This is a genomic window from Micromonospora sp. NPDC047738 (assembly GCF_040642675.1).
Classification (GTDB): domain Bacteria; phylum Actinomycetota; class Actinomycetes; order Mycobacteriales; family Micromonosporaceae; genus Micromonospora.
Genome location: NZ_JBEYSO010000019.1, coordinates 17994 through 41142, shown reverse-complemented (window position 1 = coordinate 41142; position 23149 = coordinate 17994). Strand labels below are relative to the sequence as shown.

Genomic DNA, 23149 nt, shown 5'->3' with positions numbered 1-23149 from the left:
CCCGGCCGGCCCACCGTCCCGCGCGCCTGCACCGCCGGCATGTCCCGCAGCACACCCCTCCTGCCGCCGACCACCGCGTTGTACGTTTTCCCCGGCGCGTCCGATCGGAATGATCAGGGTGCGTCCGGGTAGCGCAGCCGGTGGCGCACGTGTCGGCGGTGAGGGGACGGCGATGAAGGCGATCGTGTACGAAGGCAACGGCGACGTCTCGGTGCTCCAGGTGGCCGAGCGCCCGATCCCGGAGCCGGGCCCCGGCGAGGTGCTGGTGCGGGTGGCCGTGTCCGGGGTGAACCCGACGGACTGGAAGGCCCGCCGGCAGTGGCCGCTCCCGGCCGGGTGGCAGATCCCCGGGCAGGACGGTGCCGGGGTGATCGAGGCGGTCGGCCAGGGTGTCGACCAGATCCTGATCGGTGACCGGGTGTGGCTCTGGGAGGCCGCCTGGCAGCGGCCCTGGGGCACCGCCACCGAATACACGGTGGTCCCGGTCCGGCACGCGGTACGCCTCGGTTCCGCCTCCTTCGACCTGGGCGCCTGCCTCGGCATCCCGTTCCTGACCGCGCACCGGTGCCTCACCGCCGGCGAGTTCATGCCGGACAAGCTGCACGCGGGCGCGCTCAGCGACCATGTGGTGCTGGTGCAGGGCGGGGCGGGCGCGGTGGGCAACGCGGCCATCCAGCTCGCCCGCTGGGCCGACGCCTGCGTGATCACCACGGTGAGCACTCCGGAGAAGGCGCAGCTCGCGGCGGCGGCCGGGGCCGACTTCGTGATCAACTACCGCGAGCAGGACGTGGTCGAGGAGGTCCGCAAGATCGCGCCCGACGGGGTGCACACCATCGTCGAGGTCGCCGCGGCCGTCAACGCGGCGGCGGACGTGCAGATCCTGCGGCCCGGGGGCGCGGTCTGCGTCTACGCGGACGACGGCGGGTCCGAGGTGACGCTGCCGATCCGGCCGCTGATGGTGCCGAACGCCCGCTGGCAGTTCGTGCTGATCTACACGGCGCCGAAGGCGGCCAAGGCGCAGGCGGTGACCGACGTGACGGCGGCGGTGGCGCAGGGGGCGATCCGGGTGGGCGAGGAGGCCGGGCTGCCGCTGCACCGCTACCCGATGTCGGCGGCCCAGGCGGCGCACAAGGCGGTGGAGGACGGCGCGGTCGGTAAGGTGCTGATCGCCACGGCCGAGGCGTAATAAACGCGAAACGGATTTCTCTGACATCGGGACAGAGGCGAACAAGTTTCGCGAGAATGGACGTGCGGGTCGCCCCGCATGGACGGGCGGCCCCGGCGCGGTGCGAACGCCGGGGCCGCCCTCTGGGGAGAGATGTCCTTACGAGGAAGTCTCTACCCGTCCAGCGACGCTACGCCGGAAAGTGTTACGGCGCGGCCAGTTCGCGCACCTCGAGCCCGCCCTCCGCGTAGCGGGAACGCACCACCTTCTTGTCGAACTTGCCGACGCTGGTCTTCGGGACCGCGTCGATGAACGCCCAGCGCTCCGGCAACTGCCAGCGGGCCACCGACTTCGCCAGGAAGTCCCGCAGCTCCTCGGCGGTGACCGAGGCGCCCTCCCGGACCACCACGGTGGCCAGCGGCCGCTCGTCCCAGCGCTCGTCCGGTACGCCCACCACGCACGCCTCCAGCACCGCCGGGTGCCCCATCAGGGCGTTCTCCAGCTCGACCGAGGAGATCCACTCGCCGCCCGACTTGATCACGTCCTTGGCCCGGTCGGTGAGGGTGATGTAGCCGTCCGGCGAGAGCATGCCGACGTCCCCGGTCCGCAGCCAGCCGTCCCGGAACTTCTCCTCGTCCTGGGTCTCGTCCCCGACGTACCGGGCTGTCACCCACGGCCCGCGGACCTCCAGCTCACCCACGGAGGTCCCGTCGGCGGGCAGCGGCTCGCCCAGCGGGCCGACGATCCGCGCGGCGACCCCGGCCGGCACCCGGCCCTGGGTGTAGCGGTAGCGCCAGGCCGTCTCGTCGGTCGCGCCGGCCGGCGGCCGGGAGACCGAGCCCAGCGGCGACATCTCGGTCATCCCCCAGGCGTGGATGACCTCGATGCCGTGCCGGTCGTGGAAGGCGTGCATCAGCGCCGGCGGGCAGGCCGAGCCGCCCACGATCACCTCCTTGAGCGAGGAGGTGTCCACGTCGTGACTGTCCAGGTAGGTCAGCAGGTCGGTCCAGATGGTCGGCACCGCGCCGGCCAGGGTGGGGCGCTCGGCGGCGATCATCGCGGCGATCGGTTCGGCCTGGAGGAACCGGTCCGGCATGATCAGCGAGGCGCCGGAGAGAAACGCCGCGTACGGCAGGCCCCAGGACATCGCGTGGAACATCGGCACGATGGCCAGCTCCCGGTCCGTCGGGCCGAGCCCGAAGCCCTCCGGCATGCAGATCTGCAGCGAGTGCAGGTAGATGGAGCGGTGCGAGTAGGCGACCCCCTTGGGGTTGCCGGTGGTCCCGGAGGTGTAGCAGAGCGCGGCCGCGTCCCGCTCGTCCACCTCGGGCCAGTCGTAGCTGTCCGGCCGGCCGGCCAGCAGGGCGTCCCAGTGGTGTACGGCGATCCGGTCGCCGGCCGCCGCCACCAGCGGTGCCGGGTCCCCGCCGCCGACCACCACCACGTGCCGCACCGTGGTCAGCTGCCCGATCACCCGGGCGAGCAGCGGGATCAGCGTCGAGTCGACCAGCACCACCCGGTCCTCGGCGTGGTTGGCGATGTAGGCGACCTGGTCCGGGAAGAGCCGGAGGTTGAGGGTGTGCAGCACCGCGCCCATGCTCGGCACGGCGAAGTACGCCACCAGGTGCTCGTTGTTGTTCCACATGAACGTGGCGACCCGCTCGTCGCCGGTCACCCCGCACTCGTCGCGCAGCGCGTGGGCGAGCCGGGCGGCGGTCCGCCCGACCTCGGCGTACGTCATCCGACGGGGCTCGGCGCCGGTCCAGGTGACGACCTCCGCCGTGCCGTGCACGGTGGAGCCGTGTTCGAGGATCCGGGCGACCTGGAGGGGGGCATCCATCATCGTGCTACGCATGGGTAGCAAACTAGTGTCGCCGGTCACACCACGGAAGCCCCGGATTTGCCGAGCCGGCAGCGGAAACTGCGTAGATTGTCCGGGTGAGCATCTCCTGGGCCGACTCGTACGTGGGGCAACTGCGCGCCCTGGCCGGTGACCGCACCCTGATGTTCGTCGGGGCCCGCGCCGTGGTCCGGGACAACGCCGCCCGGGTGCTGCTGATCCAGCGCTCGGACAACGGCCAGTGGGCGTTGCCGGCCGGAGCCATGGAGCTGGGCGAGTCGATCGCCGACTGCGCGGTCCGGGAGGTCCGCGAGGAGACCGGGCTGCGCGCCCTGCGGGTCAGCGCCTTCGCCCTCTACACCGGGCCCGACCGCACCCACACCAACATGTACGGCCACACGTACCAGGTCTTCACCACCGCGTTCCGCGTGGACGAGTGGGACGGCGAGCTGGCCCGGGTGACCGACGAGACTGACGACGCCGGCTTCTTCCACCCGGAGGAGCTGCCCACCCCGCTCTCCGCCAGCGTCATCGAGACCCTCGCCGACCTGGACGTCTTCGAACAAACGAACCGCCTGATCCTCAAGTAACCCCCGCCCGCCGTGCAGGCGTTGATCAAGGAGTTAGGGTCGGGCCGGAGCCGGTAGCCGACGCTAACTCCTTGACCAACAGGGCGCCGTCAGAGCATCGTCTGGGACTTGGCCTCCATTTCGGCGGCGGCTTCGCCCTTCGACTCCTTGGTCAGCGGCTTGCCGCCGGGGGCAGCGGCCTTGCCGCCGAGCGGATCCGCGCCGCCGGTGGCGCCCTGCGGGCCGGTGCCGCGCAGCTGGTGGTTCGGCAGGGCCAGGGTGACCAGCACCGCGATGATGGCGATCAGTCCGGCGGTCAGGAAGACCAGGTGCAGCGAATCGACGAACGCGGCCTGGATCGCGGCCCGGACCGGTGCGGGCAGGGCGAGGATGGTCCCCGGTTCGTTGATCGAGATGTGGGCACCGCCCCGGGCCGCCACGACGGCCCGTTCAGCGGGCGGCAGCTGCGCGATGGCGGGCGGCAGCCGGTCGGCGAGCTGGTGGGTGAGCTGCGACGAGAGCACCGCGCCGAGGATGGCGACACCGAACGAGCCGCCCAGGGAGCGGAAGAAGGTCGCCGAGGAGGTGCCAGCGCCCAGGTCCCGCGGATGCACCGCGTTCTGCACGGCCAGGATCAGCGACTGCATGCACAGGCCCAGCCCGACGCCGATCACCACCATGTAACCGAAGGCCGCCCAGAGCGAGGTGGCCACCTGGAGCTGCCGGAAGAGCAGCATGCCGGCGACCAGCACCGCCGAGCCGGCCACCGGGAACCACTTGTAGCGGCCGATCTGGCTCATCGCCCGGCCGGTGAACACCGAGGTGACGATGATGCCGGCCATCATCGGCAGCATCAGCAGGCCGCTGCGGGTCGGCGAGGCGCCCTTGACGATCTGGAGGTAGAGCGGGATGAAGATGATCGACCCGAACATCACCAGACCGAGCACGAAGCCCGCCGCGTTGGCCAGCGTGAACGTTCGGGTACGGAACAGCCGCAGCGGCAGGATCGGCTCGGGCACCCGGGCCTCCTGGAGCACGAAGAGGGTGCCGAGCACCGCGCCGGCCGCGAACAGCCCGATGATCACGCCGGAGCCCCAGGCGTACTGACTGCCGCCCCAGCTCAGCGCCAGCAGCAGGCTGCTCACCCCGGCGACCAGCAACGCCGCCCCGAGCCAGTCGATGGCGTGCTCCCGCCGCTCGAACGGAATCAGCCGCATCACGTGGTAGCAGACCACGATGGCCAGGATCGCCAGCGGCACGTTGATGTAGAAGATCCAGCGCCAGTTGGTCTCCGCGAAGTAGCCACCGACCAGCGGCCCGGCCACCGAGGAGATGCCGAAGACCGCGCCGAACAGGCCCTGGTAGCGGCCACGTTCCCGGGGCGAGACCACGTCCGAGATGATGGTGAACGCCAGCGTCATCAGGCCGCCGGCGCCCAACCCCTGCACGCCCCGGGTGACGATCAACTGGGTCATGTTCTGGGACAGCCCGGCCAGCAGCGAGCCGAGCAGGAACGTGCCGATCGAGAAGAGGAAGACCGGGCGTCTGCCGTTGAGGTCGGCCATCTTCCCGTACAGCGGGGTGGAGGCGGTGGAGGCGAGCAGGTAGGCGGTGACCACCCACGAGTAGTGGTTGATCCCGCCCAACTGGCCGACGATGGTCGGCAGCGCCGTACCGACGATGGTCTGGTCGAGCGCCGCCAGCAGCATGCCGGTCATCAGACCGAACATCAGCAGGCGGACCTGGCGGGCGTGCAGCACGGGACGACCGTTGGCCTGGGCAGTCATCCCGGGTTCTTTCCCACGTCCCGCAGAACATGCCCCCGAGACGGGCCGATCATGAGGTTGGCGGCGATGTCGATCTCCTCGACCGCCGCCAACCTCATGATCGACGAGGACGGGTGGTCAGGCGAACGCCTCGACGATCTTGGCGCAGAAGGCCGGGAGGTCCTCGGGGTTGCGGCTGCTGACCAGGCCGTGGTCGGTGACGACCGCCTCGTCGACCCAGGCCGCGCCGGCGCTGGCGAGGTCGGTGCGCAGGCTCGGCCACGAGGTGATCCGGCGGCCACGCACCACGTCCGCCTCGACCAGCGTCCACGGGCCATGGCAGATCACCCCGACCGGCTTGCCGGCGCTGAAGAACGACCTCACGAACCGGGCCGCACCGAGACGAGTTCGACCCGCGCGCCGGCCTGCTCCACCGCCTCGCGGGGCTTCGTGTACTCGACCTCCTCCACGCCGTCGGCGGCCAGGAACGCGATCCGCTTGCCCTGCAGCGTCGCTGCCATGGTGGTTTCTCCTCTCCAGCGGTCCCCTCAATCCGTGCCCGGGCTCAAGCGGGCGAAACCGGACGCCCGGCGTGGCCCCCGGACCCCGCAAGGGCAGGTTTGACGGGAGCGGCTCGGGGGACCCGAGGGAACATGGCAGGAGCAGCAGCCGAAGAGCGCCGGCTCGCCACCGTCGTGGAGAGCTGGCAGGGGCGTCCCGTGCTGATCGTCGGGGACGCCATGCTGGACGAGTGGCGGTTCGCGGAGTCCGAACGGCTCTGCCGGGAAGCCCCCGCCCCGGTCCTCACCCTGCGCCGCCGTACGTCCGCCGCGGGTGGCGCGGCGAACACGGCGGTCAACGTCTCCGCCCTCGGCGGCCGGGCCGTGCTGGTGTCGCCGGTCGGCGCCGACGCGGCCGGCGACGAACTGCACGACTGCCTCGACCGCGCGGGCGTCTGGGACCGTACGGTCAACCAGACCGGACGGCCGACGCCGGTGAAGCGGCGGATGCTCGCCGGCAACCAGATCCTGCTCCGCGAGGACTCCGGTGAGCCGGACGACGCGCTCGACGACGACGGGGTGGCCCGGCTGCTCACCGCGCTGCACTGCGCCACGGAGGAGCTGAAGGACGTCGCCGCCGGCCGGCCGCTCACCCTGGTCGTCTGCGACTACGGCCTGGGCGCGCTGCCCCGGGCGGTCCGCGCCTGGCTGGTCGCCAACCGGGACCGCTACACCACCGTGGCCCTCGACGCGCACGACCTCGCCGACTGGCGCGGCCTCAACCCGACCGTGGTGACCCCGAGCTTCGCCGAGGCCACCCGGCTGCTGGCCCGGGCCGCGGTCGGCTTCGGCGGCGGCAGCCGTACCGCCGCGCGCGGCGCCACCGCCGGTGACCTGCACCTGGACCACCCGGCCGACCCGGCCGACGGCCCGTCCGAGCTGGTCGTCGGCGCGGCACCGGGCGGGGCGGGCGAGCGGACCGCCGGCACCCCGCACCCCACCTCCGGTGCGCCGTCGGTCGGCCACCCCGGCGCGGCCGGCCCCGGACCGACCGGGGAGCCGACCCCGGGCGAGGAGCGCGTCGCGCTGACCGGGGACGGGCTCAGCGTGACCGGCACGGGCGTCACCGTGAACGCGGCGGCCGGCGAGGGCGTGGACCGGGCGATGCTGGCCGAGTCGCGCCTGGCCGAGCTGCGCGCGCACACCGGCGCGGACGTGGTCGCGGTGACCCTCGACACCGAGGGCGCGGTGGTCGGCGGGGCCGACGGCGAGCCCCGGCGCAGCCACAGCACCCCGGTCCCGGCCAGCCACGCCGTCGGTGCGGGAGACGCGTACCTGGCGGCGATGACCCTGGCGCTGGCGGCGGGCGCGAGCCTGCCCACCGCCGCCCAGCTCGCCCAGCTCGCCGCCACCATCACCGTCTCCGACACCGGCACCTGCGTGTGCCGGCGGGAGGACCTGCTCGACGCGCTGGGCAGCGGGCCGGAGCAGACCGGCCATCCCAGCCTGGTCGGCGCCGAGGAGCTGACCGCGATCGTCGAGGAGCACCGCCGGGCCGGACGCTCGATCGTCTTCACCAACGGCTGCTTCGACGTGCTGCACCCGGGGCACGTCCGCTACCTGACCCAGGCCCGGGCGCTCGGCGACCTACTGGTCGTGGCGGTGAACTCGGACGAGAGCGTACGGCGGCTCAAGGGGCCGGACCGGCCGGTCAACCCGGTCGAGGACCGGACCGCCCTGCTGGCCGCGCTGGAGTGCGTCGACCACGTGGTGGTCTTCGAGGAGGACTCCCCGGCGGCGCTGATCGAGGCGGTCCGCCCGGACGTCTACGTCAAGGGCGGCGACTACCCGCCCGAGATGGTCCCGGAGGCTCCGCTGGTGCGCCGGCTGGGCGGGCAGGTGCGCACCCTCGGATACGTGCCGGACCGGTCCACCTCGGCGATCATCGACCGGATCCGGGCCCAGTCGGTCACGCCCACCGTCGGCCGGAGCACGGGCAGGCCGGCGTGAACCGACCGCTCGACCCCGGCACGCCGGACGGTTTCCGCCGGCCGCGGCAGCTGGACGTGCTGATCCCTACCCGCAACCGGCCGGCCGAGCTGGCGGTCACCCTCTCCGGGCTGGCCGCCCAGGAGGGCGTACCCGACTTCGGGGTGGTGGTGAGCGACCAGTCCGACGACGGCCCGGCGTACGCGCACCCGGCGGCGGCCACCATGGTCCGGGCGCTGCGCCACCGCGGCCACCCGGTGCTGCTGACCCGGCGGCTGCCCCGGCGCGGGCTGGCGGAACACCGGGCGTACCTGCTGCGCCAGTCGACGGCCCGGTACGTGCTCTGCCTCGACGACGACGTCTGGCTGGAACCGGGCACCCTCGCCCGGCTGCTCACCGCGATCCGCGAGCTGGGCTGCGGGTTCGTCGGCAACGCGGTGCACGGCCTCTCCTACGCCGACGACGTCCGCCCCGAGACCCACGCGCACTACGAGGAGTGGCCGGGCCGGCCGGTCCCCGAGCGGATCCGCCCGGGCACGCCGGAGTGGGACCGGGCGGCCATCCATCCGGCGGCGAACCTGCTGCACGTGACCGAGAAGCTGCGGCTGCCGGCGGGGGCCTGGCGCGCGTACAAGGTCTCCTGGATCGGCGGCTGCGTGCTCTACGACCGGGCGAAGCTGATCGACTCCGGCGGCTTCGAGTTCTGGCGCCGGCTGCACGAGAAGCACCAGGGCGAGGACGTCGCCGCCCAGCTCGCAGTGCTGGAGCGGCACGGCGGTGCCGGGGTGCTCCCCAGCGGGGCCTTCCACCTGGAGTCGCCGACCACCGTCACCGAGCGGGACGTGGAGGCGTGGGAGGTCGTCCTCATCGACCAGCCCTCGGACACCCCGCAGCCGGCCTGACCCCTCGCCCGCCCCGGCCCGCCGCTCGCCGGTCGGCGGACCCGGCGCGCCGCGCCGGTCAGCCCGCCAGCAGTTCGCGGGCCGCCTCGACCACCTCGACGGCCGGCACGTCGGCGACGAACGAGTCCCGGTGCGGGCAGTCGCCGTCGCCCGGGCGGTGCGGGTAGATCCCCGGGGTGCAGTCGACGCCGCAGACCGGGCAGTGCGTGGTCCAGGAGGCGATCGGGCGGTGCCGGGCCCGTAGCGGCGTGGCGCCGTTGATCAGGTTGCCGATCCAGTAGACGCCCACGGTGGGCGCGCCGACCGCGGCGGCCAGGTGCAACGGCCCGGTGTCGTTGGACACCACCAGCGCGCAGCCGGCGTAGCAGGCGGCCAGCCCGCCCAGGCTGAGCGTGCCGACCTGCGGGCGGACCGGAACGCCGGCCGCCACGACCACCGCGTCCACCGTCTCCCGCTCGGCGGGAGTGCCGGTGACCAGCACCTCGTACCCGTCGCCGACCAGCGCGCGGGCGACCTCGCCGAAGCGGTCCGCGGGCCAGCGCCGCCGGGTGTCGGTCGCGCCCGGGTGCAGCGCCACCCGGGGCCGCTCCGGCTCGCCGAGCACCTGCCGGGCCTCGGCCCGGTCGGCGTCGGTGACCGCCAGCGCCGGGGTGATCGTGGTGGCCGACGCACCGACCAGGGCCACCACCTCCAGGTAGCGGATCACCTCGTGCTGGTAGTAGACGTACCGGATCCAGCGGTCCAGCGGCGGCGCAGCCTCGGCGCGCAGCCCCGCGGTGACCCGGGCGCCCAGCCCGGCGACCAGCGGGTTGGAGTTGGCCCCGCCGCCGTGCAGCTGCACCGCCAGGTCGAACCGCTCCGCGCGAGCCGCCGCCAGGAAGTCCGCCAGCTCCGCCGGCGGCTCGTCCGGCCCGGCGTCGCGGATGCCGGGCGCGGGCGGCACCACCAGCACCCGGTCCACCGGGCCGGGGCGGTCGCGCCAGAGCACCGCATGCCAGGGCGCGCCGAGCAGCACGAGCTCCGCCCCGGGGTACGCGGCCCGCAGCGCCTCCAGCGCCGGCAGCACGAAGATGAAGTCACCGAGCGCGTTCGCCCGCAGCACAGCGATCCGCTCGACGTCGGGTACGCGCTCGCCGACCGGGCCGAGCACCGACGGGGTGGCCACGCGACCCCTACGGCCGGTCGATCTCGTCGACCGTGGTGTCCGGGTGGTGCAGCTCCCGGTCCGCAGCCGGGTCGGCCAGGGTCCGCGTACCCACGGTGGCGGGGCGGGGGCCGGTGCGGCCGACGGTGATGGTGCGCGGCGTGGGCCGGGCCGCCCGGGGCAGCCGCACCCGGAGCAGACCGTGGTCCATCACCGCGTCGATCCGGTCGGGATCCACCCGGGACGGCAGGTCCACCCGGTACTCGAAGCCGCGTGTCTCGAACCCGCCCTGGATGCCGTGGTCGGCGTTGACCTCCGCCTCCGAGCGGGCCCGTACGCACAGCTCCCGGTCGTCCAGCTCGACCGCCACCTCCTCCGGTGCCACGCCCGGCAGCCGGACGACGACCTCCCAGCCGTCGGCCGCCTCGCCCAGCTCTACCTCCGGCGGGCCGGCCCGGCCACCGACCAGGCGGCGCAACTCGGCGCGCAGCGACTGGAGCTCGCCCATCGGGTCCCAGCCCTGCTGGCGGCCGCGCCAGAACCCACGTCCACCGGACTGTTCGGTCATCGCATGTCTCCGATCCGCTCGGGTGTCGAGGGGCGCAGCGAGCTCGGCACGTTCGGGTCGGCCTCCGTGGCGCCCGCGTGGGCGAGGCCGACCCGCTTGGCGCGGGCGCCGGTGGGCAGGGCCAACACATCGAAGATCAGCGCGGTGACCAGGAGCGCCACCGGGAACATCACCAGCATCGGGTGCACGGGGTGACCGAGCACCTTCAATCGGCTCTCCATCGGGCCTCCATCGGTCGCATCCGGGCGGCTGCGGGTCAAGCCGTACCCGGCCGGCCCGGGGGCAAACCTCGCGTTCGGCGCGCACGCCTAGGCTGACCATGGCGGAAACCGGCCGGTCGCGGGCCGAAAATGCCGCCGACGTCAACGGACGGGGGAGGAATACGTGACCGTGGAGATCACCTCACCGGAGGAACTGCGCGAGCTGCTGGGTACGCCGAACCAGCGGGCGCTGACCAAGGAGCGCACCGTGCTGCACGCGCGGGACCGGGAGTGGCTGGCCGCCTCGCCGTTCTGCCTGGTCGCCACGGCCGGCGCGGACGGCAGCTGCGACGTCTCCCCCAAGGGCGACCCGCCGGGCTTCACGTTGGTGCTGGACGAGGCGACCATCGCCATCCCCGAGCGGCCCGGCAACCGGCGCGCCGACGGCTACCGCAACATCCTGGCCAACCCGCACGTCGGGCTGATCTACCTGGTCCCCGGCCGCACCGACACGCTGCGGATCAACGGGCGGGCCCGGCTGGTCCGGGACGCGCCGTACTTCGCCGACATGGTGGTCAAGGGACACCGCCCGGTGCTGGCGGTCGAGGTGGCGATCGAGCAGATCTTCTACCACTGCGCGAAGGCGTTCCTCCGCTCCCAGCTGTGGCAGCCGGAGACGTGGCAGCCCGACGTCCTGCCGTCCCGGGCCCGGCTGGTCAAGGAGGTGGAGGCCCCGGCCGAGAGCCTCGCCGACCTCGAACGCCACTACGGACCCCACTACGTGCAGACCATCTACTCCTGATCCCGCCTCTCACCCCGGGGTACCGGCGGCTCACGTTTCGACGGGCGGCTGGGGGTACTGATCCAGGGACGGCCCACCGCGTCAACGCGGCGCCGGAACCCCTGGAGCACGGGTCGAGAGAGGATGAGGTGCGATGCCCACGAAGAACAGCTTGGGGCGCGGCAGCGGCTCGACCGCGACCACGAACCCGCCGGGCAACCAGACCCCGAACACCCCCGACGTCAACGAGAGCGAGATCGGCCGGCTGACCGTGGACCAGCTCCGCGACCGGCTCCGCCGACGCGGCGTCACCGGCACCGCCGAGCTGCGCAAGGGCGACCTGGTCAAGGCGCTGGTGAGCAGCATGCGTGACGGCGCGAAGAAGAGCACGTCGGCGCGGGCCGGCGGCTCCACGGCGCGCGCCGGCTCCGCAGCGGGCAAGAAGACCTCGCCGGGCGGCGTCCGGACCGGTTCGCAGAGCTCGAAATCGCTGCGGTACGCCCAGGAGATCACCTCTGTGGACGACGAGCCGGAGCGGCCCGGCCGCAGCCTGGTCACCACCGACCACGACGTGATCCGGCGCTGGGCGGAGGCGCGCAAGGGCGTACCGGTCACCGTCGACGGCACCGAGCACGACGGGCACCCGGGGGTGCTGCGGTTCGACTTCCCGGCCAACGGCCGCGACGAGCGGCTGCGCGAGATCAGCTGGGCGGAGTGGCTCCGCGCGTTCGACGAGCGGCGGCTGAACTTCATCTACCAGGAGGAGCGCTCCGACGGCAAGCAGAGCAACTTCTTCCGGCTGGAGAACCCGGAGCGCGAGGACGGCTGAGCCGGCCGTCTCGATTCAGCGCCTCTCCGATGGGTACGGATCTGAGTACGGACGTCAGAACGACGAGGAGGAATCCATGACCACCAAGGTCGAGAAGTCCATCGAAGTCGACGTGCCGGTCAGCACCGCGTACAACCAGTGGACGCAGTTCGAGGAGTTTCCCCGCTTCATGGGCGGCGTGCACGAGGTGCGACAGCTCGACGACCAGCGGATGCACTGGATCGCCGAGATCGCCGGCGTGAAGCGCGAGTGGGACGCCACGGTCCTCGAGCAGGTGCCGGACCGGAAGGTGGCCTGGGCGGCCACCAGCGGCGCCACCAACGCAGGCGCGGTTTACTTCCAGCCGATCGGCACCGGCCGCACCCAGGTCCGGCTCTGCATGGAGTACGAGCCGGAGGGGCTGGTCGAGCAGTCCGGCGACAAGCTGCGCATCGTGGAGAAGCGGGCCGAGGCCGACCTGGAGAAGTTCAAGTCGTACATCGAGAGCCGAGGCACCGCGACGGGCGCCTGGCGCGGCACCATCGACGAGGGCCGTACGCTCGGCACGTCCGGCGTGGAATACGCCGCGTCCTCACTGGGTGACGACGGCAGCCCCCGCGCCTCCAAACGCTGACCATTCACCTCCTTGCCGGAGCGAGCCCGGCGGTCGGACACGTTTGGCTGCTCGGCCTCGTGACGGCGAGTAAAGGGCCCAGGTCATGATCGGCGATCAAGCCGGTGACCTGGGCCCTTCTATGGAGCCGCCTGACGGAATCGAACCATCGACCTAGGCATTACGAGATCAAGTTGGCCGGCATGCCGACCTGGGCTGATCGACGCCTAGCAGGGAAAAGCCTCTCGACATCTCGCACCGCTCCCCCGTCGTCCGTCGCCCACTTGCGGACTAGATGCGGACCGCTCGCCTGCACGTCCGATCTTGGGATGCGACGATGCCATGGTGAGCGACTACGCCGATCGGATCGACCCCGACACATACGCCAATGATCCGATCGTGGCGGTCTACCGCGATAACCCGGCCGACGGCCTCTGTGTGCCCGAGCGAGTGTTCTGGCGCTTGTCACACGTGGCGAAGGGCTACGAGTTGCACCTGCTGCCGCTGCTCGGAGGTTCCGATCCAGTCCGGCTGAACCGGCCCATGATTCAAACGCTGATCGACGAGTTGTGTTTCGTGGCTGACCGACTCGATGACCCCGTTGTGGAGCAGTGGGTCGCCCAACTGCTCAAGGCCGCTCAGACGGCTCTGTGGCAACCGAGCGACACGCATCTCACCGTAGAAGGCGAATAAGGCGCTAGCGGTCTCCTCGCAGGCATCCGCCAGGCCGCCGCCACGCTGCTCCCATCCCCCGCCTCGGTGCCAAAGACTGCGACGCCCGGTCGGGGTCAAGGGTGGCCGGAGGCCATCGGCTTGCCGACGCGCAGCGCCCTGACGCCGGCCGGGTGGCGTAGAGGATCCGGCACCCCGAGGGATGGGCACGCCCTGGTCCTCATCGTCACCGAGCCGCGGAAGCCTTCACGGTCCGCGGCACGGGCGCGCATCGTGGCATGGCCGAACCGCCGGCGATAGGCTGCCACGCCCCGTAGCGATCGGACCGCGGCAGATCCGGACTTCTGGGGGTCCCCTTTGGCTGGAGCGAGCTTGTCCTATCCCTCTGCTCTAATCCCGCCATGCATGTCGTCGTCACAGGCGCACTCGTTGAAAACGGCGCGGTCCTGCTGGTACACCGCAGGCCGACCAAACGGGCATACCCAAATGTCTGGGATCTGCCCGGGGGGCAAGTCGAAGCGGGTGAGTCGGAACTACAAGCCCTCGCGCGTGAGATGCACGAGGAGCTCGGTGTTCGCATTGTGGCGGAGTCCGCTTCACGGTTGGGCGTCTTGCATGCCGGCAGTGGTGAGGACGCTCTTCACGTGGGCGTCTGGCAAATTGGAGACTGGGTTGGCTCTCCCACCAACCGTGCACCTGACGAGCATGACGACATCGCATGGGTCGAGATCAGCGAGCTGGGCGGCCTTCCCCTCGTGCATGGCGTCTTGGCGGCAATGGTTCGTTCTCTGCCTGAGTTTGAGTGCGCCCGCAGGCACTCAGATGTCACCGACTGTAACCAGGACGACCGAGCAACCAAGGCCGACTGTCGTGCATGTGCTGGGACGGATTCGTCAAGCAGGTGGTGGGACTAGACAACAGGCACCAAACCACGGAGCAGCGTCGAGTGGTCCGACTATGCGATGCCCCTGGCAAACAGCGCCACCACAGTCAGGTTGTGCGTGCTGAGGCCGATTCGCTGGGCCCAACGCCCGAGGCCGACCAGTCCGATCTCGTGGGCCTCTTGTTCGGTGACGGCTGGGCAACCTCCCGGTAGAACTGGAGGTCCTCAAATCCGTAGGTCGCCACATCATGACTGCTGGCCCCGAAGATCAGCGCGGGATGCGTGCCCAGTAGCAGGCCATCAGGGCACATGGGCCAGGGTTCGCTCCTGGGACGGCATCCCGCTTTCGGCAGTTTCGTACGCGGAGGTGGCGGCCTGGGCCCAACGGCTCACCGCGTCCGGCCTCGCCCCGGCAACATCCAGTACGCGCACCGGGTGCTGTCGCTGGCCCTGGACGCGGTCGCCAGCCGGCTGGACGAGGCGGTCGCCGCGCGGGATGCGGACTATTTGCGGACTGGCACAGCCGGCGGCGAGGTTGTCGACCTTGGGAAACGGCGAAGCCCAGGCCGTTGACCTGGGCTTCCGTACCGAGCCGCCTGACGGAATCGAACCGTCGACCTACGCATTACGAGTGCGTCGCTCTAGCCGACTGAGCTAAGGCGGCAACGATCGTCAAGTGTACGGCACACCCCGGCCCGGAGCCGAACGGGATCCCCACTCTCGCCGAACCGGACATCGAGGAGAAGTTCGGTCGTTCGCCGGACAGCGCTCGCACCCGGTCGGGACTACCCTGCGGCGGTGAGCGATGATCAGGTACCGCCGCAGCCGCCGCTCCCCGAAGCTCATCCCGGCGAGCGGGCAACCCGCCGGCCGCGCAGCCTCGACCCGCTGGAGCTGGGGTTCACCCCGCGTAAGCCGGTCCCGTGGCTGGCGCCGCTGCTGCTGATCAGCACCGGCCTGCGTACCCTGCTGGCGATGCTGTTCGGGGCGTACCTGGACAAGCGTGAGCTGCAGAACGCGTTCGGCGACGGCACGTTCCGGCAGGTCGGGCCGGACGGCGGGCTCTGGCTGGATTACGTGGCCGACTTGGGTGACGGCTTCGACGCGACGTATTCGGTGGCGTACCTGCTCGCCCAGCCGGAGCTGGAGGTCGACGGGCACCGGCTGTCGCGGGCACAGACCCTGGTGATGGGGGGCGACCAGGTCTACCCGTCGGCGGCCTACGAGGCGTACGAGGACCGGTGCAAGGGGCCGTATCAGGCCGCCCTGCCGCTGGCGCCGCCCGAGCGGCCGACGCTCTTCGCCGTCCCCGGAAACCACGACTGGTACGACGGCCTGACCGCCTTCCTGCGGCTGTTCGTCCGGTCCCGGGACCGGCACTTCGCCGGCTGGGGCACCGGTCAGTCCCGCTCGTACTTCGCCGTGGAGCTGCCCGCCGACTGGTGGCTGCTCGGCATCGACGACCAGTCCGGGTCCTACCTGGACGACCCGCAGCTCACCTACTTCGACGAGGTCGCCCGGAAGCTCACCCCGAGGTCGAAGGTGATCCTGGCGGTCCCGGCGCCCACCTGGGTCAAGGCCGCGGACCATCCCACGGCGTACGACTCGATCGACTACTTCATCCGTACGATCATCGCCCCCACCGGGGCGCAGGTGCGGCTGCTGATCTCCGGCGACCTGCACCACTACGCCCGCTACACCGGCCCGGAGCGGCAGCTCATCACCTGCGGGTCCGGTGGCGCCTACCTCTACCCGACACACATGCTCCCGGAGCGGCTCGAGGTGCCGCCGCGGGACACGCTGTCCCGCCGCGCCAGCCGCACCCGCGAGTACGACCTGGCGGCCCGCTACCCGGAGAAGGCCCGCTCGCGGCGCTACGGCTGGGGCATCTTCGCCCGCCTGCCGTTCCGCAACCCGGGCTTCGCGACCCTGCTCGGTACGCTGCACACCCTGCTCATGCTGGCGATGGCCGGGGTGACGGCGAACCAGGTGGGCACGACCGAGCAGCGGCTGCTCAGCGTCCCGCTGGTGATCATGCTGGTGGTGACCATGCTCAGCGCGGCGTTCTTCGCGAAGCCGCCGAGCGCCGGCGGGAAACGGCACGCCCGGCACTGGATCCTCGGCGTGAGCCACGGGCTCGCCCACATCGCGCTGGCCGCCGGCGGCACCTGGCTCTGGCTGAAGCTGCCCTTCTACGACTGGCCGTGGCCGTTGCCGGCGGTCGCCGCAGCCGTCCTGTACGGCCCGGTGATCGGGCTGGTCGCCAGCCAGTTGGTGGCGCTCTACCTGCTGGTGGCCGGGGCGTTCGGAGTGAACGTCAACGAACTCTTCGCCGGCCAGGGCATCGAGGACTCGAAGGCGTTCCTCCGGTTCCGGATCGACCCGGACGGCACGCTGACCATCTATCCGATCGCCGTGGACAAGGTCTGCCACGCCTGGCAGCTGAACCCGGACCAGTCCCCCACCGCCTCCTGGCTGACCCCCCAGGCCCCGCTGACCCCCCGCCTGGCCGAACCCCCCATCGTCCTCCGCTGACCGCCCACCCCCAAGCGGTGTTGATCATGGGGTTAGCGACGCCGAAAGAGATCGACATCGCCGCTAACCTCATGATCAATACGGGCCAGACGGCGGGGTTAGGGGGTGTAGTGCTGGTCGTGGGCTTGGCGGGGGGCACAGACGGAGGCGCGGCTGCACGAGCAGCGGGAGCCGTCGGCGTCCAGGCGGACGGTGACCGAGTCCCGCGGGACGCTGTGGCCGACCACCTTGCCGTCCCCCTCCGGGGTGGAGACCCGGGTGCCGATCGCCGGGGCGGACTCCTGGAACCGCTGGTAGAGCGGATGCTCGTACTTGAGGCAGCACATCAGCCGGCCGCACGCGCCGGAGATTCGCAGCGGGTTGAGCGGGAGATCCTGGTCCTTCGCCATCCGGATGGTCACCGGCTCGAAGTCGGTGAGGAAGGTGGCGCAGCACAGATCCCGACCGCAGGAGCCGATCCCGCCCTGGACGCGCGCCGAGTCGCGGGCGGAGAGCTGCCGCAGCTCGACCCGACAGTGCAGCGTCGCCCCCAGGTCGCGCACCAGGGAACGGAAGTCGACCCGGTGCGGCGCGGTGAAGTAGACGGTGGTCCGGTCGCTGCCGGTGTCCGGCGTACCGAGCACGTGGTCGACGGCCACCACCTTCATCGGCAGCCCGTGCTCCCGGATGAGCCGCTTGGCGGCCACCTTGGCGTCCGCCTTGCGCCGGCGCAGCAGCTCGTCGCGGCGCAGGTCCTCATCCTGGGCCAGCCCGGCCAGCTTGGGCGCACCGGCGGTGTCCTCGTCGACCCACTGCGCGGCCCAGACGCACTCGGCCACCTCGGGCCCCTCGTCGGTGGGCACCAGCACCTTGTCGCCCACCTGCGGGCGCAGCTCGCCCGGGTCAAGGTAGTAGAGGCGCCCGTACCGGTTGAAACTGACCGCGCAGAGCATGCCCATGGCCACCACCCTACGACGCCGTGCGGTTTGCCGGCCGCCCAGCGGTCGCCGTCCGGTCACCCGGCGCAGCGATCCATTGTCGGCTCGACCGAGCCGGTGCCAACCCGCCGTGTGGTTGATCCTCGCCCGGACGGCTGAAAGATGAGGCCACCGGAGGACAAACGGCGACCGACCGCGTTGAGTGAAGACAGACCTGCGGGGGGTGCAGGGGAAGCCACGGCGTCGCCGCCGGAGCCCGGCCACGGCCGGTACGGCGCGCGGCGCCGTGGACTTGCGCCGGGGGCTCATGCCGACACTCCGCTTCGCTGCGCGCCGTCATGAGGCACCACGCACTGAGCCTGCTGGTTCGCTCGCTCAGTGGCCGATCCGGGTGGTGCCGCCGTAGCGGGGCGCCCCGGACACCCGCTCCCGCCAGGTCGTCTCGGCCAGGCTCGGCGCCCACTGGCGCAGCAGCGTCTCCGCGCCGTCGTATGCCACCCCGAGCACACCCAGCACCCGGACCGCGATCTCCGCCGCCGCCAGTGCCCCGGTCGGCCCGCCGTCCACACCCGGCCGTCCGGCGGCGTGCACGGTGACCGCCTCGGTGGAGCGCAGCACGTCGGCCAGGGCCCGGGCCAGGGCGAGCCGGCTCCCCTCCACCCAGTCGGCCAGCGCGTCGGCGTATCCGGCGGTCGACTCCAGCCGCCCGACCAGGCTCTCCGGCCCCTCGTCGAGGTGGCGGAGCAAGGCGCCGCGGGCCTCGTCGTACGCCGCGGCGGCCGGCCCGGACCAGGCGACCGGGTCGGCGAGCAGGGCGGCGGCGTCGTCGTATCCCCGGACGAGCCGGCGCACGGCGTGACCGGCGTCGGCCAACGGCGCCGGATGCAGCTCAAGGAACTCGCGCACGGCCGCGCCGGGGAGCACCTGCATGCGACGCAGCAGCGGCCAGAGCGGGTGCCCCTCGGGTGCGCCGCCGGCGAGCAGCGTGTCGACCCGGGCCAGCAGATCGAGGCCCGGCTCGGCGAGACGGTCCAGGGCGTCCATCAGGCCTCCCAGCGGAGCCGGCGCCCGGCGGACTCGTCGGTGGCCGCGTACCGGTCGGCGGCGCTGCGCAGCGCGGCCGCGGCGGCGGACAGCCGGGTCGCGGCGGCGCCCGCCTCGCGGGCCCGGTCGCCGGTGGCGCCGGTCCACTGCCGGTGCAGGGCCCGACCGATCTCGCCGGGCCGGCCCTCGGCGTGCGCGCCGAAGGCGGGGTGCGGCGGGTCGGTCGCGGTCACCGTGCGGGCCAGGGTGGCGAGGGTGGCGCTGGCCTCCTCCAGGCGGGCGGCCAGGGCGTGCAGGGTGTCCATGTCAGGCTCCCGCCAGCGGCCGGTACGCCGCGAACGTCTCGTTGTGCAGCTTCTCCCGGGCCCACTGCGCGGCGTCGGCGGCGGCGGTGACCGCGGCCTGCACCGAACCGGCGACGTCCCGGGGGTTGCGCTGGTGCAGCGGGCCGAGGAAGCGCACGCCGGTGATCCGCCCACCGGCGGTCACCACCACCTCGACCAGCCCGTCGGGCGAGCGGACGGTGACCTCGACCGTCGACACCGCCTGGTCGAACTCGGCCTGGAGGGTCTCGATGCGCCGGTAGCGCCGGACCGCTTCCTCGATCCAGGCCTCGTCGATCTCGCCCCGTGGCATCGGTGGACTCCTCCCGGCTGGCCCCTCACTGAGCGTGCCGCCACCGTCACCGCGGCACACCGGACCGTACCGCACGTCAATCGCGCCTGTCGATGCCCTGTGGACAGCGCCGGAAACCTCGCCTAGCCCTTCCAGAGGGCGAGCATCATCGCCTCCACCGCGATCCGCGGCTTGACGTTCGCCTCGATCGCCGCCCGGCACTCCAGCACGGCCTCCAGCCGACGCAGCGCTCCCTCGGCGTCCCACTTCTGCGCGCCGGCCTCGGCCAGCGCGGCGGTGTCGGTGTGCACCGGGGCGACCGGTGCCCGCAGCGCCACGGCGAGCGCGTCGCGATAGAAGCCGGCCAGGTCCACCAGAGCCCGGTCGAGCGCGTCGCGCTGGGCCCGGGTGGCCCGCGACTTCTGCCGCTTCTCCAGGTCCTTGAGCTGGCCGGCGGCACCCCGCATGGCCCCCGCCGCGCCCCGGCCGGTGCCGCCCGCGCCGAGCGCGGTCTGCAGCGCGGCCCGTTCCGCCTCGTCGATCTCGGCGACCGCCGCCGCGGCCTCCGCCTCGGCCGCCTCGATCAGCGCGGACGCGGCGTCGAACGCCGCACCCACCCCGGTCAGCCGGCGCGGCACGGCGAGCACCGCGTCGCGGCGCTGCCGGGCCTCCGGGTCGCGGGCCAGCCGTCGGGCCCGGCCCACGTGCCCCTGCGCGGCCGCCGCCGCCCACTCGGCCACGTCGGGCGCGATGCCGTCCCGGCGTACGAGGACCTCGGCCACCGCGCCGGCCGGCGGCTGGCGCAGCGGTACGACCCGGCACCGGGACCGGATGGTCACGGAGATGTCGTCCGGGTGGGTGGACGGGGCGCAGAGCAGGAACACGGTCCGTGGCGGTGGCTCCTCGACCGCCTTGAGCAGCGCGTTGCCGGCCGCCTCGGTGAGCCGGTCGGCATCCTCGATGATGACGATCTGCCACCGCCCGCCGGACGGCGTGCTGGCCGCCCGGAGCACCAGGGCGCGCATCTCGCCGACGCCGATGGACAGCCCCTCGGGCACCACCAGTCGGACGTCGGCATGGGTGCCGGCCAGCGTGGTGTGGCAGCCGGGACACTCGCCGCAGCCGGTGCCGTGCACGCACTGCAGCGCGGCCGCGAAGGCGCGCGCGGCCACCGACCGGCCCGAGCCGGGTGGGCCGGTGAAGATCCAGGCGTGGGTCATCCCCGCGCCGGGGTCGCCGCTGGCCGCCTCGCCCGGTCCGCCCGGCGGACCGGCGCCGGGGGCCGGCTCGAATTCCTCGGCGAGCGCGTCGAGTTCGTCGTAGGAGTCGCCCGGCCCGGCACCGGTCGCCGGCCCGGCCGGGCGGGCCGCCGGCACGGCGGCGGCCCGCAGCAGGGCGGCGGCCGAGGCGGCGGCGTGGCGCAGCGTCGCCACGGCCTCGTCCTGCCCGACCAGGTCGGCGAAGACGTCCGCCATCAGGTGGGGCGCTTCATGGTCACCAGCTCCGCGTCGGATAACTCGGGCTGGACCGTGGTGTCCGGGCCCTGTGCCGGGCGGGGGTGCACGATGCGAGCCGGGTCGCCCAGGATCTCCTCCACCCGCCGGGCGACCGCCTCGGCGATCTCCTCGACCGGCCGGGCGGCGTCGAGCACCAGGTAACGCTTGGGGTCGGCGGCGGCCAGGTCGAGGAACGCGTACCGGACCCGCTCGTGGAACGCGATCGACTCGGCCTCCAGCCGGTCGGCGCCCTGGTTACGGGAACCGACCCGGGACAGGCCGGTGTGCGGTTCGACGTCGAGCAGCACCACCAGGTCGGGCTTGAGCCCGCCGGTGGCCCACGAGGAGAGCCAGGAGACCTCCTGCGCCGGCAGCGTACGACCGGCGCCCTGGTAGGCGAGGGACGAGTCGACGTACCGGTCGCTGATCACCACGGCGCCCCTGGCCAGCGCCGGCCGGACCACCGTGGCGACGTGGTGTGCGCGGTCGGCGGCGTAGAGCAGCGCCTCGGCGCGCGGCGACGGGGCCTCGGCGCCGGCGGTCTCCAGCACCAGCGAGCGGATCCGCTCGCCGACGGCGGTCGCCCCCGGCTCCCGGGTGACCACGACGTCCCGCCCCTGGCCGCGCAGCCGTTCGGCGAGCGCGGCGAGCTGGGTGGACTTGCCGGCGCCCTCGCCACCCTCGAAGACCACGAAGAGACCGCTGGAGACGAAGGGCTCGGCGGGCATCAGCGGGCGGCCCCGGATCGAGCCCCACAGGTCGGCCAGGACCGGTACGCCCTTCTTGTCGTCCATCTGGCCGAACGCGCTGATCCCGGCGAAGATGCCGGCGGCACCCGCGACGAGCAGCAGCAGGCGGGTCGAGGAGACCGAGATGCCCAGGTCGGCGATGGTCAGCTGACGCGAGCCGCCGACGCCGACCAGGAGGCTGCTCAGCGCGATGGCCAGGATCAGCACCAGCCGGGTGCCGATCTGCACCACTGCGAAGACCCGGCCGCGCAGCTCGTCGGCGACCTCGCCGCCGAGCAGGGTGGTGCCGGCCAGGAAGGCCATGCCGGCGCCCGCACCGACCAGGATCGCGCCGAGGATCGCCATGGACAGGTGAATGGCGAAGGCGAGCACCAGCACGGACGCGCTGGCCAGCACGATGCTCATGCCGAACCAGCGGCGCCGGGACATGTCCCGGACGATCATCGGGCCGGCCCCGATGCCGATCGCCAGACCGATGAAGATCGCGCCGAAGAGCAGGTAGAACGCGGCGTCACCGGCGCCCAGCGAGGCGGCGAAGAACTTGGCCGTGCCGACCACGATGCCGCCGCCGGCGAACGCGCCGAAGATGCCGAGCACCAGGCCACGGACCAGCGGGGTCTGCCGGATGAACGTCCAGCCCTCGGCGAACTGCCGCGCCATGCTCTGCTCGGTGGGCTCGCGCTCGCCGGTGCGGGTCCGGCTGATCTCTCTGATCCCGAAGGCGACGACCAGCGCGGTGGCGAGCCGGGAGAACGAGTTGACCCAGAGCGCGAGCTGCGCCGGCTCGGCCCAGTTCGGCAGCCCGCCCCCGACCAGCCCGCGCACGCTGCGGTCGAGCACCGCGGCGACGATGGCGGCGCCGATCGGGGTGATGCCGTACGTGGTGATCAGGGTGAGCTGGTTGGCGGTCTCCAGCCGGGCGCGCGGGATCAGGTTGGGGACCGCGGCCTCCTTGGCCGGGATCCACATCAGGGTGATCGTCTCGATCAGGAAGGTGGCGATCGCCGCCCAGGTGACCACCAGGGCGCCGCTGGCGCCGGTCAGCGCGTAGAGCGGGATCGAGGCGAAGAGCACGAAACGCAGGACGTCGCAGATGACCATGGTCCAACGCCGGTCGAACCGGTCGGCGAAGACGCCGGCCACCGGGCCGAGCAGCAGGGCGGGCAGCAGCCGGATCGCGATCAGCGTGCCGAACGCCGCGCCCTTGGCGGTGTCGCCGGAGACCTGAGCGGCGGCGAAGACCGAGGTGGCGAGCAGGCCGAGCCAGTCGCCGAAGGAGGCGACGCCGAGCACGATCCAGAGCCGGCGGAACGGCCGGATGCGCAGCACCGAGCGGATGGCGGCCGCTGCGGACAGGTCAGCCTGCGCGGGCGACGACACGCCGGGCGACTCG

Annotated in this window: 20 protein-coding genes, 1 tRNA gene and 2 pseudogenes; 10 read left to right on the top strand and 13 right to left on the bottom strand. The window is 72.7% G+C overall.

From position 1 onward, the window contains the following. The first annotated feature begins 172 nt into the window (after window positions 1-172). Entirely contained in the window at window positions 173-1186 is a 1014-nt protein-coding gene (locus tag ABZ783_RS25290) for an NADPH:quinone reductase (RefSeq protein WP_357442158.1), read from the top strand. Window positions 1187-1370: 184 nt separating this feature from the next. On the opposite strand, the gene ABZ783_RS25285 is transcribed toward ABZ783_RS25290, so the two are convergent. Next, on the bottom strand, window positions 1371-3020 hold the full coding sequence (locus ABZ783_RS25285; protein WP_357442157.1) for a fatty acid--CoA ligase: 1650 nt from the start codon (window positions 3018-3020) through the stop codon (window positions 1371-1373). Between the two features lie 83 nt (window positions 3021-3103). Between ABZ783_RS25285 and ABZ783_RS25280 the strand changes: the two genes are divergently transcribed. After that, on the top strand, window positions 3104-3595 hold the full coding sequence (locus tag ABZ783_RS25280; protein ID WP_073839077.1) for an NUDIX domain-containing protein: 492 nt from the start codon (window positions 3104-3106) through the stop codon (window positions 3593-3595). Between the two features lie 89 nt (window positions 3596-3684). Here ABZ783_RS25280 and ABZ783_RS25275 read toward each other — a convergent pair whose 3' ends face one another. Both ABZ783_RS25275 and ABZ783_RS25270 read right to left on the bottom strand, forming a co-directional pair. Further along, window positions 3685-5361 (bottom strand): MDR family MFS transporter, encoded by a 1677-nt coding sequence (locus tag ABZ783_RS25275; RefSeq protein WP_357442156.1) that lies wholly within the window; start codon window positions 5359-5361, stop codon window positions 3685-3687. Window positions 5362-5478: 117 nt separating this feature from the next. Beyond that, window positions 5479-5861: pseudogene (locus tag ABZ783_RS25270) on the bottom strand (DJ-1/PfpI family protein). Between the two features lie 132 nt (window positions 5862-5993). On the opposite strand from ABZ783_RS25270, the gene rfaE2 reads away from it, so the two are divergent. Together rfaE2 and ABZ783_RS25260 are read left to right on the top strand one after the other, a co-directional pair. After that, complete coding sequence (gene rfaE2 / locus ABZ783_RS25265) at window positions 5994-7850, top strand: D-glycero-beta-D-manno-heptose 1-phosphate adenylyltransferase (protein ID WP_357442155.1); 1857 nt, start codon at window positions 5994-5996, stop codon at window positions 7848-7850. Next, the gene (locus ABZ783_RS25260) at window positions 7847-8731 is read left to right on the top strand and encodes a glycosyltransferase family A protein (protein WP_357442154.1); all 885 of its coding nucleotides are present in this window, start codon (window positions 7847-7849) and stop codon (window positions 8729-8731) included. Before rfaE2 ends, ABZ783_RS25260 begins: the two co-directional genes overlap by 4 nt. A gap of 58 nt (window positions 8732-8789) precedes the next feature. Here the strand turns inward: ABZ783_RS25260 and ABZ783_RS25255 are convergent, their stop codons facing one another. From ABZ783_RS25255 to ABZ783_RS25245, 3 genes are read right to left on the bottom strand one after another with little or no spacing between them, the layout of a single operon-like run. After that, window positions 8790-9896 (bottom strand): glycosyltransferase family 9 protein, encoded by a 1107-nt coding sequence (locus ABZ783_RS25255; RefSeq protein ID WP_357442153.1) that lies wholly within the window; start codon window positions 9894-9896, stop codon window positions 8790-8792. Between the two features lie 7 nt (window positions 9897-9903). Then, the gene (locus tag ABZ783_RS25250) at window positions 9904-10443 is read right to left on the bottom strand and encodes an Hsp20/alpha crystallin family protein (protein WP_357442152.1); all 540 of its coding nucleotides are present in this window, start codon (window positions 10441-10443) and stop codon (window positions 9904-9906) included. Beyond that, window positions 10440-10664, bottom strand: a complete 225-nt coding sequence (locus ABZ783_RS25245; protein ID WP_357442151.1) for a DUF2231 domain-containing protein — start codon at window positions 10662-10664, stop codon at window positions 10440-10442. The genes ABZ783_RS25250 and ABZ783_RS25245 overlap by 4 nt, the downstream gene beginning before the upstream one ends. 163 nt (window positions 10665-10827) lie before the next feature. Between ABZ783_RS25245 and ABZ783_RS25240 the strand changes: the two genes are divergently transcribed. From ABZ783_RS25240 to ABZ783_RS25220, 5 genes and pseudogenes are all read left to right on the top strand, one after another. Beyond that, window positions 10828-11445 (top strand): pyridoxamine 5'-phosphate oxidase family protein, encoded by a 618-nt coding sequence (locus ABZ783_RS25240; protein WP_357442150.1) that lies wholly within the window; start codon window positions 10828-10830, stop codon window positions 11443-11445. Between the two features lie 133 nt (window positions 11446-11578). Next, window positions 11579-12253, top strand: a complete 675-nt coding sequence (locus ABZ783_RS25235) for a hypothetical protein (protein ID WP_357442149.1) — start codon at window positions 11579-11581, stop codon at window positions 12251-12253. A gap of 76 nt (window positions 12254-12329) precedes the next feature. Further along, window positions 12330-12779, top strand: a pseudogene (locus ABZ783_RS25230) (SRPBCC family protein); the annotation flags it as partial. Window positions 12780-13190: 411 nt separating this feature from the next. Beyond that, the gene (locus tag ABZ783_RS25225; RefSeq protein WP_357442148.1) at window positions 13191-13538 is read left to right on the top strand and encodes a hypothetical protein; all 348 of its coding nucleotides are present in this window, start codon (window positions 13191-13193) and stop codon (window positions 13536-13538) included. Between the two features lie 380 nt (window positions 13539-13918). Then, window positions 13919-14431 (top strand): NUDIX domain-containing protein, encoded by a 513-nt coding sequence (locus ABZ783_RS25220; RefSeq protein WP_357442147.1) that lies wholly within the window; start codon window positions 13919-13921, stop codon window positions 14429-14431. Window positions 14432-14990: 559 nt separating this feature from the next. On the opposite strand, the gene ABZ783_RS25215 is transcribed toward ABZ783_RS25220, so the two are convergent. Beyond that, window positions 14991-15064: transfer RNA gene (locus ABZ783_RS25215), tRNA-Thr, on the bottom strand. A 134-nt stretch (window positions 15065-15198) separates the two neighbouring features. On the opposite strand from ABZ783_RS25215, the gene ABZ783_RS25210 reads away from it, so the two are divergent. Further along, complete coding sequence (locus ABZ783_RS25210) at window positions 15199-16935, top strand: metallophosphoesterase (protein ID WP_357442146.1); 1737 nt, start codon at window positions 15199-15201, stop codon at window positions 16933-16935. A 98-nt stretch (window positions 16936-17033) separates the two neighbouring features. On the opposite strand, the gene ricT is transcribed toward ABZ783_RS25210, so the two are convergent. From ricT to tmk, 6 genes are all read right to left on the bottom strand, one after another. Then, window positions 17034-17873: a regulatory iron-sulfur-containing complex subunit RicT gene (gene ricT, locus ABZ783_RS25205; protein WP_357442145.1), complete on the bottom strand. Its 840-nt coding sequence runs from the start codon at window positions 17871-17873 to the stop codon at window positions 17034-17036. Between the two features lie 354 nt (window positions 17874-18227). Next, a complete protein-coding gene (locus ABZ783_RS25200) occupies window positions 18228-18896 on the bottom strand; it encodes a hypothetical protein (RefSeq protein WP_357442144.1) in 669 nt (222 codons plus the stop codon). Beyond that, on the bottom strand, window positions 18896-19201 hold the full coding sequence (locus tag ABZ783_RS25195) for a type VII secretion target (RefSeq protein ID WP_357442143.1): 306 nt from the start codon (window positions 19199-19201) through the stop codon (window positions 18896-18898). Before ABZ783_RS25195 ends, ABZ783_RS25200 begins: the two co-directional genes overlap by 1 nt. Before the next feature lies 1 nt (window position 19202). Continuing rightward, window positions 19203-19532, bottom strand: a complete 330-nt coding sequence (locus tag ABZ783_RS25190; RefSeq protein WP_357442142.1) for a YbaB/EbfC family nucleoid-associated protein — start codon at window positions 19530-19532, stop codon at window positions 19203-19205. Between the two features lie 122 nt (window positions 19533-19654). Continuing rightward, window positions 19655-20986, bottom strand: coding sequence for a DNA polymerase III subunit delta' (locus ABZ783_RS25185; RefSeq protein WP_357442141.1), 1332 nt, complete (start codon window positions 20984-20986; stop codon window positions 19655-19657). Further along, window positions 20986-23136, bottom strand: coding sequence for a dTMP kinase (tmk, locus tag ABZ783_RS25180; protein WP_357442140.1), 2151 nt, complete (start codon window positions 23134-23136; stop codon window positions 20986-20988). The genes ABZ783_RS25185 and tmk overlap by 1 nt, the downstream gene beginning before the upstream one ends. Window positions 23137-23149: the final 13 nt, after the last annotated feature.

What these genes read in the sequence shown, in the direction of transcription:
- ABZ783_RS25200 (WP_357442144.1), bottom strand. Translation starts at nt 18,896, where the DNA reads ATGGACGCCCTGGACCGTCTCGCCGAGCCGGGCCTCGATCTGCTGGCC.
- ABZ783_RS25245 (WP_357442151.1), bottom strand. Translation starts at nt 10,664, where the DNA reads ATGGAGAGCCGATTGAAGGTGCTCGGTCACCCCGTGCACCCGATGCTG.
- ABZ783_RS25220 (WP_357442147.1), top strand. Translation starts at nt 13,919, where the DNA reads ATGCATGTCGTCGTCACAGGCGCACTCGTTGAAAACGGCGCGGTCCTG.
- ABZ783_RS25185 (WP_357442141.1), bottom strand. Translation starts at nt 20,986, where the DNA reads ATGGCGGACGTCTTCGCCGACCTGGTCGGGCAGGACGAGGCCGTGGCG.
- ABZ783_RS25285 (WP_357442157.1), bottom strand. Translation starts at nt 3,020, where the DNA reads ATGCGTAGCACGATGATGGATGCCCCCCTCCAGGTCGCCCGGATCCTC.
- ricT (WP_357442145.1), bottom strand. Translation starts at nt 17,873, where the DNA reads ATGGGCATGCTCTGCGCGGTCAGTTTCAACCGGTACGGGCGCCTCTAC.
- ABZ783_RS25250 (WP_357442152.1), bottom strand. Translation starts at nt 10,443, where the DNA reads ATGACCGAACAGTCCGGTGGACGTGGGTTCTGGCGCGGCCGCCAGCAG.
- ABZ783_RS25275 (WP_357442156.1), bottom strand. Translation starts at nt 5,361, where the DNA reads ATGACTGCCCAGGCCAACGGTCGTCCCGTGCTGCACGCCCGCCAGGTC.
- ABZ783_RS25195 (WP_357442143.1), bottom strand. Translation starts at nt 19,201, where the DNA reads ATGGACACCCTGCACGCCCTGGCCGCCCGCCTGGAGGAGGCCAGCGCC.
- ABZ783_RS25290 (WP_357442158.1), top strand. Translation starts at nt 173, where the DNA reads ATGAAGGCGATCGTGTACGAAGGCAACGGCGACGTCTCGGTGCTCCAG.
- ABZ783_RS25190 (WP_357442142.1), bottom strand. Translation starts at nt 19,532, where the DNA reads ATGCCACGGGGCGAGATCGACGAGGCCTGGATCGAGGAAGCGGTCCGG.
- ABZ783_RS25235 (WP_357442149.1), top strand. Translation starts at nt 11,579, where the DNA reads ATGCCCACGAAGAACAGCTTGGGGCGCGGCAGCGGCTCGACCGCGACC.
- rfaE2 (WP_357442155.1), top strand. Translation starts at nt 5,994, where the DNA reads ATGGCAGGAGCAGCAGCCGAAGAGCGCCGGCTCGCCACCGTCGTGGAG.